The sequence below is a fragment of the Pseudomonas sp. 8(2025) genome (assembly GCF_052665325.1).
This window is the reverse complement of the sequence record NZ_JBQOIE010000010.1, coordinates 56,142-68,939: the sequence shown is the minus strand read 5'-3', so window position 1 is coordinate 68,939 and position 12,798 is coordinate 56,142. Positions and strand designations below refer to the sequence as shown.

The 12,798-nt window shown below is 60.9% G+C and carries 12 protein-coding genes; 9 read left to right on the top strand and 3 right to left on the bottom strand.

From position 1 onward, the window contains the following. Positions 1-2: 2 nt before the first annotated feature. The 7 genes from ACUXVH_RS19480 (at position 3) to ACUXVH_RS19450 (ending at position 6,709) form a co-directional block, all read left to right on the top strand. Positions 3-239 (top strand): DUF1653 domain-containing protein, encoded by a 237-nt coding sequence (locus ACUXVH_RS19480; protein ID WP_019093731.1) that lies wholly within the window; start codon positions 3-5, stop codon positions 237-239. A 114-nt stretch (positions 240-353) separates the two neighbouring features. After that, positions 354-2,966: a type I DNA topoisomerase gene (gene topA, locus ACUXVH_RS19475; RefSeq protein ID WP_011060262.1), complete on the top strand. Its 2,613-nt coding sequence runs from the start codon at positions 354-356 to the stop codon at positions 2,964-2,966. Positions 2,967-3,130: 164 nt separating this feature from the next. Continuing rightward, positions 3,131-3,655: a DUF6586 family protein gene (locus tag ACUXVH_RS19470; protein ID WP_047336171.1), complete on the top strand. Its 525-nt coding sequence runs from the start codon at positions 3,131-3,133 to the stop codon at positions 3,653-3,655. A 50-nt stretch (positions 3,656-3,705) separates the two neighbouring features. After that, the gene (locus ACUXVH_RS19465; RefSeq protein ID WP_065363461.1) at positions 3,706-4,740 is read left to right on the top strand and encodes a hypothetical protein; all 1,035 of its coding nucleotides are present in this window, start codon (positions 3,706-3,708) and stop codon (positions 4,738-4,740) included. Next, complete coding sequence (locus ACUXVH_RS19460) at positions 4,740-5,756, top strand: hypothetical protein (protein WP_065363462.1); 1,017 nt, start codon at positions 4,740-4,742, stop codon at positions 5,754-5,756. Before ACUXVH_RS19465 ends, ACUXVH_RS19460 begins: the two co-directional genes overlap by 1 nt. A 3-nt stretch (positions 5,757-5,759) precedes the next feature. Then, positions 5,760-6,317, top strand: coding sequence for a LemA family protein (locus ACUXVH_RS19455; protein WP_011060266.1), 558 nt, complete (start codon positions 5,760-5,762; stop codon positions 6,315-6,317). A gap of 158 nt (positions 6,318-6,475) precedes the next feature. After that, complete coding sequence (locus ACUXVH_RS19450) at positions 6,476-6,709, top strand: hypothetical protein (RefSeq protein ID WP_011060267.1); 234 nt, start codon at positions 6,476-6,478, stop codon at positions 6,707-6,709. Positions 6,710-6,815: 106 nt separating this feature from the next. On the opposite strand, the gene sulA is transcribed toward ACUXVH_RS19450, so the two are convergent. Beyond that, complete coding sequence (gene sulA / locus ACUXVH_RS19445) at positions 6,816-7,289, bottom strand: SOS-induced cell division inhibitor SulA (protein ID WP_011060268.1); 474 nt, start codon at positions 7,287-7,289, stop codon at positions 6,816-6,818. 10 nt (positions 7,290-7,299) lie between these two features. After that, on the bottom strand, positions 7,300-7,905 hold the full coding sequence (gene lexA, locus ACUXVH_RS19440) for a transcriptional repressor LexA (RefSeq protein WP_011060269.1): 606 nt from the start codon (positions 7,903-7,905) through the stop codon (positions 7,300-7,302). Between the two features lie 251 nt (positions 7,906-8,156). Between lexA and ACUXVH_RS19435 the strand changes: the two genes are divergently transcribed. Together ACUXVH_RS19435 and nagZ are read left to right on the top strand one after the other, a co-directional pair. Further along, positions 8,157-8,864 carry a TetR/AcrR family transcriptional regulator gene (locus tag ACUXVH_RS19435; protein WP_011060270.1) on the top strand — a complete coding sequence of 236 codons (708 nt, stop codon included), beginning with the start codon at positions 8,157-8,159 and terminating at the stop codon, positions 8,862-8,864. A gap of 180 nt (positions 8,865-9,044) precedes the next feature. Then, complete coding sequence (gene nagZ, locus ACUXVH_RS19430) at positions 9,045-10,043, top strand: beta-N-acetylhexosaminidase (RefSeq protein ID WP_176707084.1); 999 nt, start codon at positions 9,045-9,047, stop codon at positions 10,041-10,043. A 54-nt stretch (positions 10,044-10,097) separates the two neighbouring features. On the opposite strand, the gene ACUXVH_RS19425 is transcribed toward nagZ, so the two are convergent. After that, complete coding sequence (locus tag ACUXVH_RS19425; protein ID WP_011060272.1) at positions 10,098-12,788, bottom strand: DEAD/DEAH box helicase; 2,691 nt, start codon at positions 12,786-12,788, stop codon at positions 10,098-10,100. Positions 12,789-12,798 lie beyond the last annotated feature (10 nt).

Here is a 12,798-nt window from a genome sequence, read left to right as displayed (position 1 = left end):
GCATGCAGTTACAACCCGGGCTCTATCAGCATTACAAGGGGCCGCAGTACCGCGTTTTCAGCGTGGCGCGGCACTCGGAAACGGAAGAAGAAGTGGTGTTCTACCAAGCCCTGTATGGGGATTACGGCTTTTGGGTGCGGCCCTTGAGCATGTTCCTGGAGTCGGTCGAAGTTGACGGCGAGCAGGTCCCGCGCTTTGCTTTGGTGCAGGCCGAACCCAGTCTTTTTTCACCGGCATGAGTACAGGTCGCGCAGTACCCTGCGCTTGACCTCACCCTGTTGCCACTATATATAGCGGTGCCGCGTCAGGCGCCAACCGCCTTTCACTTCTCGAATTCAGGAATTTTCTGATCCATGGGCAAATCGCTGGTCATTGTGGAATCCCCGGCTAAGGCCAAGACCATCAACAAGTACTTGGGTAACCAATACGTGGTGAAGTCGAGTATCGGCCATATCCGAGACCTGCCCACCAGCGGTTCGGCAAGTGCCGCCAAGGAGCCAGCCGCCAAGCGTGGCAAGGCCGCTGCGGGCGAAGCCCCGGCTCTGTCGCCGAAGGAAAAGGCTCGCAAGCAGCTGGTGTCGCGCATGGGCGTCGATCCCGAGCACGGCTGGAAAGCCAAGTACGAAATCCTCCCTGGCAAGGAAAAGGTCATCGAAGAGTTGCGCCGCCTTGCCAAGGATGCCGACACCATCTATCTCGCAACGGACTTGGACCGCGAAGGGGAAGCCATTGCCTGGCACCTGCGGGAAGCCATCGGCGGTGATGACAGCCGCTACAAGCGCGTGGTGTTCAACGAAATCACCAAGAAGGCGATCCAGGAAGCCTTCTCCCAGCCGGGCGAGCTGGACATTGATCGAGTCAATGCCCAGCAGGCGCGACGCTTCCTCGACCGCGTGGTGGGCTACATGGTTTCGCCGCTGCTGTGGGCGAAGATTGCCCGGGGCCTGTCTGCCGGTCGCGTGCAGTCGGTAGCCGTGAAGCTGGTGGTGGAGCGCGAGCGTGAGATTCGTGCCTTCATCCCGGAAGAATACTGGGAAGTACACGCTGACCTGGGCACTGCCAAGGGCTCGAATGTGCGTTTTGAAGTGGCCCGTGAAAACGGCGAAGCCTTCAAACCGCTCAACGAAGCACAGGCCATGGCCGCCCTGGAGAAGCTCAAGGCCTCGGCCTACAGCGTCGCCAAGCGTGAAGACAAGCCCACCAGCAGCAAGCCATCGGCGCCGTTCATCACCTCCACCCTGCAGCAGGCTGCGAGCAATCGCCTGGGCTTCGGGGTGAAGAAGACCATGATGATGGCCCAGCGTCTGTATGAAGCCGGCTACATCACCTATATGCGTACCGACTCCACCAACCTCTCGGCCGATGCCGTGGCGATGGCGCGTACCTATATCGAAGACGAGTTCGGCAACAAGTACCTGCCGGCTTCGCCCAATGTCTACAGCAGCAAGGAAGGGGCCCAGGAGGCGCACGAAGCGATTCGTCCGTCCGATGTGAACACCCACCCAAGCAAGCTGTCGGGCATGGAACGTGACGCTGAGCGCCTCTACGAGCTGATCTGGCGCCAGTTCGTCGCCTGCCAGATGCTGCCGGCGCAATACCTGTCCACCACCGTCAGCGTCGCCGCTGGCGACTTCGAGCTGCGTGCCAAGGGCCGCATCCTCAAGTTCGACGGTTACACCCGGGTCATGCCGCAGATGGCCAAGCCGGGCGATGACGATGTGCTGCCGGAAATGGCCCAGGGCGAAGTGCTGAAGCTGATCAAGCTCGATCCGAGCCAGCACTTCACCAAGCCCCCGGCGCGTTACTCCGAAGCCAGCCTGGTGAAGGAAATGGAAAAGCGCGGCATTGGTCGTCCTTCGACCTATGCGGCAATCATTTCGACCATCCAGGATCGCGGCTATGTGACCCTGCACAACCGTCGTTTCTATTCGGAAAAGATGGGCGACATCGTCACTGAGCGCCTTTCCGAGAGCTTCTCCAACCTTATGGACTACGGCTTCACCGCCGGCATGGAAGAGAACCTCGATGACGTGGCCCAGGGCGAGCGCGACTGGAAGAACGTCCTCGACGAATTCTACGGCGACTTCAAGAAGAAGCTCGAAGTGGCCGAGGGCGCCGAAAGCGGCATGCGCGCCAACCAGCCGGTAATGACCGATATCCCATGCCAGACCTGCGGCCGGCCGATGCAGATCCGTACCGCCTCCACTGGCGTGTTCCTCGGCTGCTCGGGCTACAGCCTGCCACCCAAGGAGCGTTGCAAGGCCACCGTCAACCTGGTGCCGGGCGACGAGATCGCCGCGGATGACGAAGGCGAGTCCGAATCCCTGGTGCTGCGCGGCAAGCATCGTTGCCCGATCTGCAGTACGGCGATGGATGCCTACCTGCTGGACGAAAAGCGCAAGCTGCACATCTGCGGTAACAACCCGGATTGCGCCGGCTACGAGATCGAAGAGGGCAGCTACCGGATCAAGGGGTATGAAGGCCCGAGCCTGGAGTGTGATAAGTGCGGCAGCGAGATGCAGCTCAAGACCGGCCGTTTCGGCAAGTTCTTCGGTTGCACCAACCCGACCTGCAAGAACACTCGCAAGCTGCTGAAAAGCGGTGACGCGGCGCCGCCGAAGATGGACCCGGTGAAGATGCCCGAGCTCAAGTGCGAGAAGGTCAACGACACCTACATCCTGCGCGATGGCGCTTCGGGCCTGTTCCTGGCGGCCAGTCAGTTCCCGAAAAACCGCGAGACCCGTGCGCCGTTGGTGCTGGAACTGATCCCGCACAAGGATGAGATCGATCCCAAGTACCACTTCCTCTGCGAAGCTCCGCAGAAGGACCCGGACGGCCGCCCTGCGGTGGTGCGCTACAGCCGCAAGACCAAGGAGCAGTACGTGCAGACCGAAGTCGACGGCAAGCCGACCGGCTGGCGTGCCTTCTACGACGGCGGTAAATGGAAGGTCGAAGACAAGCGCTAAGTGCTTGGCCTGCCGAGGGCTAGCTTCTCGGTGTAGCGACCAACAGGGCCGCATGACTCCTTCAAGGGGGCATGCGGCCTTTCTTTTGCTTGCGGCAAGCTGGAGTGATCCCTGAAACTGTGCCGTCTGCATCTGGTTCTCTTTTCGCAGTGGAGGCTGCCCATATGGCCCACGAGCTCTATACCCGTACCAATCAGAAAATCTACTTTGCCGGTCTGTCGCTCGAAGCCCTGGCACGCGCTGAGGAAGGGCGGGCCATGAATGCCCAGGCGCAGGTCCAGGCGGGGCGCGAGTCGGTGCTGTTCCACCTGTACGGGGCCTTGCTGGGGCTGTGCCATGAAATTGCCGGGTTCTATCGGCTGCCGCAGGCCAATGCGGCCCGGGTCGAGCAGATCCTCAATCGTGAAGTGCTGCAAAGCATTGCCATTCCCGAGCTGGCAGAGCTGGTGGAATTGGCGCACAGCCCGCAAACCTGGCTGGCGCAACTGCTGTCTGCTTACAGCGAGCTGTTTCAGCCGCCACAGGCGCCGCACAAGCCCAAGGGCGACGTAACCCAGCCACTGATTGTTGCGGTCAATCTGGATGAAGAGGAGCCCGAGCAGGCACTGAGTCGGGAAGAGCTGGAAAGCTGGCGGCAGAACCTCAAGGCCCTGGCCATTCGTTTCAGGGATGGCCTTAACGAGTGTTGATCCTGAGCGCTGCTTGATTGGCGGCGTGACTATTTGATCAAGGAAGATTCATGCTGTTCTTCTTGCGTGACCAGGCGCTGCTTCGCCTGCTGAACGATTGCCGGGTGCGAGTGGTTCGTGCCCAGTCCAATACTGACTTGCTGGAAGTGCTCGACAGGCTGGAGATATTCCCCGGCGGTCTGGAATTCGACCATGTGCAGGCAATAACGCTTCTGGTCCTGGCGTTTGCCTCCCTGGCTGTCGCGCTGCTGATGGACGGCATGGGCGGGATGTTCTGGGTGTTTCTGGCTCTGTGTTTCTTTAGCTATTACGTCAGCAAAGGGGCCTCTGGCTCCTTGACTGATCTGGCGGCAAGCATCGTGCGCAAGTGCGTAATGTTTCATCATGGCTTGAGCGAGTCCGACAGCAGTGCCGACTGGCGCCTGAAAAGGCTGAACAACGAGTTCAGCGATTACCAGCGGGGTAATGAGCGACGCCATATCCAGGACTCGCTCCTGGGTGTCTACCAGGGGCCTCGCCAGTCCTTGGCGTTCGAGTATCACCATCTGCAGTACGTCAATTCCAGGCAAGAGCGTGGTGCCGGCGGCAGCTATCGCACTGTCTACGACACGTACAACCGCTACAGCCTGGTGCTGGATTTCCCGTGGGTGACAGAGATTACGGTTCGCTCCAGTCCCCTGGAAGTGTCATTGGCGGGGCAGCCGTTCAAGACCGGTCGCGACGATTTCGACCAGGTCTTTGTACTGCGCGGTAATGATCAGGCCTGTTGCGAACACTTCGCCAGGCCAGCAATCCTGGACCTCCTGATGGAGCTTTCACGCCATCTTTACCGGGTCAATCTGGAATTTTCCAGTCAAGGGCGGCTCTGTCTGAGCTTTGATAATGCGGACATCATTGCCCATGCCGATCCGGGCTCGCTGAGTGACCTGGCGGTCTTTCGCGAGCGGATCAAGGCGGGTATCGAGTTGCCGAAGCTGTATTCACTGCTGGAGCTGGTGCATCAGTTGGCGCAGTTGCATGACGGCCATGCTCTTGCTGCTGTTCCAGATGTTCCTGAGGCTTGCAACTTGATCAAGGAAATGTAATGCAGTTTCTCAAGCACGATGCCGAGTTGGTGAAGTTGTTGGCCACTAGCAATGCAGAGGTGGCTCGAGCCAAGAGCAACGAGGATCTATTGAGGGTCATCGCCAGGCTCCAGTCCTTCAGGGGAGGGTTGGAGTTCGATCATGCCCAGTCCTGGCTGCTGTTGATGCTGGCTATTGTGTCGGCGATCCCGGCCATGGCGGGTGTGGAGCTGATGTGGTTTGCGACGGCCTGCCTGGGTTTTGCCACCTTGTATACCTGGATGGGCCGTAAAGCCGTGTTAGACGAGTTGCCGCAGAAAATAGCCCGTAAGTGTTCATTTCTCAGTAACGGCCTTTGGGACCCGGGCGGAACCGCCGATGAGCGTTTCGCGCAACTGAGCAGTGAGTTCGACGACTATGATCGCGGCAATGACAGCCGCCGTATCGAGGCTTCAGCCAGGGGGACCTACCAGGGCCCGCGGCATCAGTTGTCCTTTGTCTTTCACCATCTGCGTTATGTGAACTCCCACTACAAACGCAAATCCGATGGCGAGAGCGAGCGGGTCTATGAGAGTTTCGATCGCTTCAGCCTGGTGGTGGACTTTCCTTGGGTCAGAGGGGTGATGGTGCGCAGTGATCTGCCAAATACCAAGAGCAAGAAGCGCAAAGTCTTTGAGACCACTTCCGATGACTTCAACAGAAGCTTCAATTTCACCGGTGATAGTGAGCTGGCTTGCGCGAAGTTCGCAACGCCCACCACCCTGGCTTTCTTGCTGGAACTTCGTCGGCGGCTGAAAAAGGTGAATCTGGAATTCTCCAGCGAGGGCCATTTATGTCTGAGCTTCGATGATGCCGAGGTCATGGCCTACAAGGATCCGGGCACGTTTGACGATCTGTCGAGCTTCTACGCCAATATCGAGCAGGGCCTGCCGTTGCCTAACCTGTTTCCGGTGCTGGCCCTGGTGCATGAGTTGGCGGAGCTGCACGACAACAATTTCGATCTTCCGCTGAAGGTCACTGATGAAATGGAGCAGTAGAGTATGGAGTTGTTGCTGGTCATCGCGATTGCCTTGGGCGTTCTTGCCTATGTGCACTACAACAAGATTGTCGGTGCGCATAACCGTGCCCAGCGGGCCTGGTCGGATGTGCTGACCTACCAGCGCCAGAGGATCAAGGTGCTGGACATGCTGGAGCCGCAAGTGGCTGGCTTCCAGGCCTATGAAAGCCAGTTGCTGGAAAAGATCGTTGGGCTGCGTAGTGCCATTGGTAGCTTGCCATCCGCAGCCGACGGTGATGCGCTCAAGTCGGTAGACCAGGGCACCAAGGCTTTGCTGGGCGGTTTGAATCTTGCGTTTGAGGCCTACCCCGACCTCAAGTCCGTCGAGTTGTTGAGTAACCTGATGCGCGAGGTTGCCGAGCAGGAAGGCAATATCGGTGGGGCGATTACCCTGTTCAACCTGAATGTGGAGCACTTCAACAACTCCATTCAGATGTTTCCCGGCTCCCTGGTCAATCGGTTGGTCCTGAAGAAGTCGCTGATCACGCCGTTTTCCGACAGCCAGGCCTCGGCGGGTTTTGAATACAAGCCGAATTTTTGAAGGGGGCTGGCGCGGGCTTGGGGTCGGTGTGGCTAGGGGTTGATTGCAAGGATCGGGAAGTAATTCCTGGTGAGGGGGCACGATCCCCCTGCAAGATCCTGAGCGGGGCGGGGGTGATGACTGATATAATCCCGCCCTTTCGTGGAGACCAGACCTTTATGCCAACGTCCTTTCTAGAAATTGTCGAGTTGCCAGACGGCCGTATCGAGCTGCGCAGAGCTGAGGACGAGGGTTCTCTGGTTACTTTGGATTTCTCCGAGGATGCCAAAGCCTTTCTGCAAGGTCAGCACGTGGAAGTGGCCAAGGCCATGTTGAGCGTCGGCGTACAGATGGCCGGTCGACTGGTTGAAGGTGAAATTGACAAGGAAGATGGCCCGCGGGTTCTGCACTAAGCCCGTCTATCGGGTTTCTCCGGTCATCCGTCGCATTTGTTCCGGCTTCTCAATCCTGGAGAAGCCTTGTGTCATTCAAGCGTAAATCCCACGCTTTCCCGGTGTTTCATCCCAGGCGAATATTCAGGCTCTGCGCATCGCCAGTCCGTGCGGCGCTGATCAGTTGTTGCCGGGCGCTGGCGCTCAACGGGTTCAACCAGCTGACTACGGTATGACTGCGACCCAGGCGCAGGGCCTCGCAGGCGAGCTGTTGCGGGCTCTGATTGCCCCGGGGGTGCAGCAGCAGGATCCCCTCGCGATTCAGGCCGGCGTCCCGTAGCCAGCTTTGGGTCAGGCTGGAGGGCGGGGCGATCAGTGTCAGCCAGCGCGCGTCCTGGTCCTGGCTGAGTTCCCGAAGGATCGGTGCCAATAGGTTCAGGCAGTTCCCGGCGGCGCCGCGTAACGACAGCTCGCTGAAGGCTTCTGGATCTTTGTTCCAGGGCGATTCGACCACTTCCTTGAGGGCGGGCGCCAATGGCTGGGCCAGGAACGCCTCGAACAGTGGCAGTTGTGCTTGCTGTGGTGTGTGGGGGAACTGCATGGAGCCTCCTTTAGCGGCGAATGACGCCGACACTCAAGCCTTCGATCACCAGATCCTGATCTTTCAGGTTGACTTCGATGGGGGCGAATTCAGGGTTCTCGGCAATCAGCCAGACCTTGCTGCCTTCGCGCTTGAAGCGCTTGACCGTGACCTCATCACCGATGCGCGCCACCACGACCTGGCCATTGCGGGCCTCGCGAGTGGTGTGTACCGCCAACAGGTCACCGTCGAAGATGCCGATGTCCTTCATGCTCATGCCGTGGACGCGAAGCAAGTAGTCGGCGCGAGGGTGGAAGAAGGTCGGGTTGATATTGCAGGACTCTTCGATGTGCTGCTGGGCCAGGATCGGTGCACCGGCGGCGACACGGCCAATGATCGGCAGGGTATCGTCGGCCTTGGCTTCGAAGCCGGGAATGCGGATTCCGCGGGAGGCACCCGGGGTCATCTCGATGGCGCCTTTGCGGGCCAGGGCCTTGAGGTGTTCCTCAGCGGCGTTGGGCGATTTGAATCCCAGTTCCTGGGCAATTTCCGCACGGGTGGGCGGGTAGCCGTTGTCTTCGAGGCAGCGTTTGATAAAAGCCAGAATCTCAGCTTGGCGTGGCGTCAGTTTTAGCATGTCGATCGCTCTGTCTTTTTATACAGTGACTGGGATTATATACAGTGGACGTCGCTTGGCAATCCTCCTTTTGCCTGAGGTGGCCGAGCGGTTGTCATCCGGGTGCCGCAATCCTGCGCCGAAGGCTGGCTACAGTGGCCGGCAGGTGTGATTAAATAGCGCGCCGGACGGCTTGCGCAGAGGCCGGCAGGCTTGACATTGCAAAGCCTGAAACGTATGTTTCAAACAAGTGTTTGTCAGGCGGAGTAGCCATGGCCCAGTCGGAAACCGTTGAACGCATTCTCGATGCTGCCGAGCAGTTGTTCGCGGAAAAAGGTTTTGCCGAAACCTCATTGCGGCTGATCACCAGCAAGGCCGGGGTCAACCTGGCAGCGGTCAACTATCATTTCGGGTCCAAGAAGGCCTTGATCCAGGCGGTATTCTCGCGTTTCCTCGGCCCGTTCTGCATCAGTCTCGATCGTGAGCTTGAGCGCCGTCAGTCCAGGCCGGAGAACAAGCCGAGCCTGGAAGAGCTGCTGGAAATCCTCGTCGAGCAGGCCCTGGTAGTGCAGCCGCGCAGCGGTAACGACCTGTCGATCTTCATGCGTCTGCTGGGGCTGGCGTTCAGCCAGAGCCAGGGGCACTTGCGGCGTTATCTGGAGGACATGTACGGCAAGGTGTTCCGCCGCTACATGCTGCTGGTCAACGAAGCGGCGCCGCGTATTCCGCCCATCGAGCTGTTCTGGCGCGTGCACTTCATGCTCGGTGCTGCGGCGTTCAGCATGTCCGGGATCAAGGCGCTGCGGGCTATCGCCGAAACCGATTTCGGGGTCAATACCTCCATCGAGCAGGTGATGCGCCTGATGGTGCCGTTCCTCGCCGCGGGCATGCGTGCCGAAACCGGCGTCACCGACGAAGCCATGGCCAGCGCCCAGCTCAAGCCGCGCAGCAAATCGGCCCCGGCAGCCGCCAAGGCCTGACCCACGGGTGGGCGCGACAGCTTACATCCGCTAAGCTAGCCGCCCATGCCGATTCTCGTTCTATATCCCGTGCCTTCCCTGCGCCGATGCTGCTCGGCCGGCTGCATCCATGCGGATGCGGCTCGATCAGCGTTGCCTGGAAGCCATCGTAGTGCTTAAGGAATTTCTATGACTGCTGGCCTGCAAGGCTCTTTGATGGTGGACGTCGCCGGTACCTGGCTGACGGCCGAAGATCGCCAACTCCTGCGTCAGCCGCAGGTCGGTGGGTTGATCATCTTTGCCCGCAATATCGAACATCCGCGCCAGGTACGGGAGCTGTGCGCGGCGATTCGCGCGATTCGCCCGGACCTGTTGTTGGCCGTGGACCAGGAGGGCGGCCGGGTGCAGCGTCTGCGCCAGGGCTTTGTGCGCCTGCCGGCCATGCGTGCCCTGGCCGACAATCCGAATGCCGAGTACCTGGCCGAGCAGTGTGGCTGGGTCATGGCCACCGAGGTCCTGGCGGTGGGGCTGGACCTGAGCTTCGCCCCGGTACTGGACCTCGATCACCAGCGCAGCGCGGTGGTGGGCAGCCGGGCTTTCGAGGGCGACCCCGAGCAGGCGGCGTTGCTCGCCGGTGCCTTCATCCGCGGCATGAAGAGTGCCGGCATGGCCGCTACCGGCAAGCACTTTCCCGGGCACGGCTGGGCCGAGGCCGACTCCCATGTGGCGATCCCCAATGACGAGCGCAGTCTGGATGAAATCCGTGCCAAGGACCTGCTGCCCTTTGCTCGTCTGAGCAAGCAGTTGGCGGCAGTGATGCCTGCGCACGTCATCTATCCGCAAGTCGACCCTCAACCGGCCGGCTTCTCGCGCTACTGGTTGCAGGACATCCTGCGTGGCGAGCTGCAATTTGACGGGGTGATCTTCAGCGATGACCTGTCCATGGCCGGCGCCCATGTTGTCGGGGACGCGGCAAGCCGGATCGAAGCGGCGCTGACCGCCGGTTGCGACATGGGGCTGGTATGCAATGACCGTGCTGCCGCCGAGCTGGCCCTGAGTGCCGTGCAGCGCCTCAAGGTGCAGCCTTCGCCACGCATCGCGCGGATGCGTGGCCAAGCCTTCGCCAATATCGAGTACAAGCAGGATCCGCGTTGGTTGGCGGCACTGGGTGCTCTCAAGGATGCCCAGTTGATCGACTGACGACTTCGCAAGGGGGCTTCGGGCAATTCTGGATGCCCCCGCACGTGGCCGGTCTCAGCGGCCGCCCTTGTTGTCCGGCAGTGGGGCGAACAAGGCTTCGATGTCGTCGCTCTGCAGCTTCCAGTCACCGGCCTTGCGCCCATCAAGCACACCTGCCGCCAGGTCCGATTTTTCCTGCTGCAGGTGCTGGATCTTTTCTTCCACCGTACCTCGGGCAATCAGCTTGTAGACGAACACGGGCTTTTCCTGGCCGATGCGATATGCGCGGTCGGTAGCCTGGCTCTCGGTGGCCGGGTTCCACCAAGGGTCGTAGTGAATCACCGTATCGGCTTCGGTCAGGTTGAGGCCGACACCACCGGCCTTGAGGCTGATCAGGAAAATCTGCAGCTTGCCGCTCTGGAAGTCCCGTACCGGAGTGCGCCGGTCCCGGGTCTGGCCGGTGAGCAAGGCGTAGGCGATGTTGCGCCGCTTCAGCTCGGCCTCGATCAGGCTCAGCATCGAGGTGAACTGCGAGAACAGCAGAATCCGCCGGCCCTCTTCGAACAGTTCTTCAAGCATTTCCATCAGGCTGTCGAGCTTGCCTGAGGAGCTGCCCCGTGTGGGTGGCGAGTCGTTGACCAGGCGCAGGTCGCAACACACCTGGCGCAGTTTGAGCAGGGCTTCAAGAATGATGATCTGGCTGCGCGCCACACCTTTGCGGGTGATTTCGTCGCGCACTTTCTTGTCCATGGCCAGGCGCATGGTTTCGTAGACATCACGCTGCGCCTCGTTGAGCTCGACCCAGTGGATGATCTCGGTCTTGGGCGGCAGTTCGGTGGCCACTTGCTCCTTGGTACGGCGCAGCAGGAAGGGCTTGATCCGGCCGTTGAGGTGCTGCAGGCGCACTTCGCTGGCGTGCTTTTCAATCGGTACCCGGTAGTCACGGTTGAAGCTCTTGGCATCGCCGAGCCAGCCCGGCAAGAGGAAGTGGAACAGCGACCAGAGCTCCCCCAGATGGTTTTCCAGCGGCGTGCCGGACAGGCACAGGCGCTGCCGGGCATTGAGTTCCCGAGCAGCCTGGGCGGCCTTGCTCGACGGATTCTTGATGTACTGCGCCTCATCGAGGATCAGCACATGCAGGGGCTGGGCCGCCAGCAGTTCGATGTCCTTGGGCAGCAGCGCATAGGTGGTCAGCAGCAAGTCATGATCGCCCAGCTGGGCGAAGTGTTTCTTGCGCCCGGCGCCATACAGCGCCAGTACCTTGAGCTGCGGGGTGAAGTGCGCGGCCTCGTCCAGCCAGTTGGGAATCAGGCTGGTGGGCATTACCACCATGCAGGGGCGGTCCAGGCGCCCGGCGTTCTTCTCGCTGAGTATGTGCGCCAGGGTTTGCAGGGTCTTGCCCAGGCCCATGTCGTCGGCCAGGATGCCGCCCACTTCCAGCTGGCGCAGTGACTGCATCCAGCTCAGGCCTTCGAGCTGATAGGGGCGCAGGGTGGCGTTCAGGCCCTGGGGCGCCGGCGCCGAGTAGTCGCGGATGTCCCGCAGGCGCTGGGCGAAGGTGCGAATGTGTTCGCCGCCTTCCCATAGCAGTGGCAGGTCCTGCAACGGGTTGAGGCGGGTGGCGTCGGCGCTGCTCAAGCGCAGGGTGGTATCGCCGGGTTCTTGCAGATAGAACTCGCCCAGGGTTGCCAGTACCGGCTTCAGGCGGCCATAGGGCAGTGCCACTTGCAGCGGGCCATGCAGGGAGTTGGGCCGATTGGGAATGTTCACCAGGATCAGCTCGTCGTCGCGGCGCTTGGCCAGGCGCTCCGGATTGAGGATCTCGGTGTGCGAGCGCATCAGGTTGAGCAAAATCGGCAGCAGGCTCAAGCGCTCGCCGTTGACGATGATCCCCAGTTCCAGGTCGAACCAGTCGCGGCCCGGGGCCTCGTCGACACTGGCGTACCAGTCGTCCACCGCCGTCAGGTCGAAGCCGAAGCCCTCGTCGATCTGCAGCTCCCATCCCTGGCTGCGCAGCTTGGGCAGTTCGTTGAGGGTGAAGGTCAGCCAGGCGCTGTCGTTGACCATCTCGAACAGCTCGCCGGCGCTTTCCGGCAGTGCCTTGCTCTGCCGGGTGGCGATCTTGAAGCCCAGGCCTCGCAATTGCTCGCGCCAGCCCTGTTCCAGCTCGGGCTGGCGCTTGATGCGCAGGCTTTGGTGTTCCTGGCGGATGATCACATCGGTGTTCTTCTGCCCGCTGGCGTATTCGCCCCTGTAGTTGAACGACAGTGCGGCGCGGTGCTGGATGTAGCGCTGCATCTTGCCGTTGCGCGGTTCGAAGGCGCTGAACTCGATGCTTGCCAGCCACAGCCGCGGCACCGGGTGCACATCCTCCAGCAGTACCTGGGGCGGGGCAGCGGGGCGACGGCTGTCGAGGACTGCGGAGAGCTTTTCCAGCAGTTCTGCGTCCTGGGCTGCCGCCGGGTAGGCCAGGGTTTCCTCCACTTGTAGCAGCACCGCAGCGATGTGCTTGCAGTTGCTGCGTACTGGGCAGGTGCAGTGGGCGTCGATCAGCAGCAGGTTGCCCTTGCTCGATTCGCGCAGGGTGATGGTCTGCCGGTACATAGTGCCACCGGAGCCTTCGCAACTGGCGGTGATAGCGCTGTCTCCGGCCGTGGCGATGCGCACGCGTTTTTCCAGGGCGTAGCGCCGGCCACGCTCCAAGGCTTGTTCCTTGAAGCGGTTGACCCAGGAGGGGGCCAGGGGTTTGGTCAGGGGCGGGGTCATAGGGACTTCG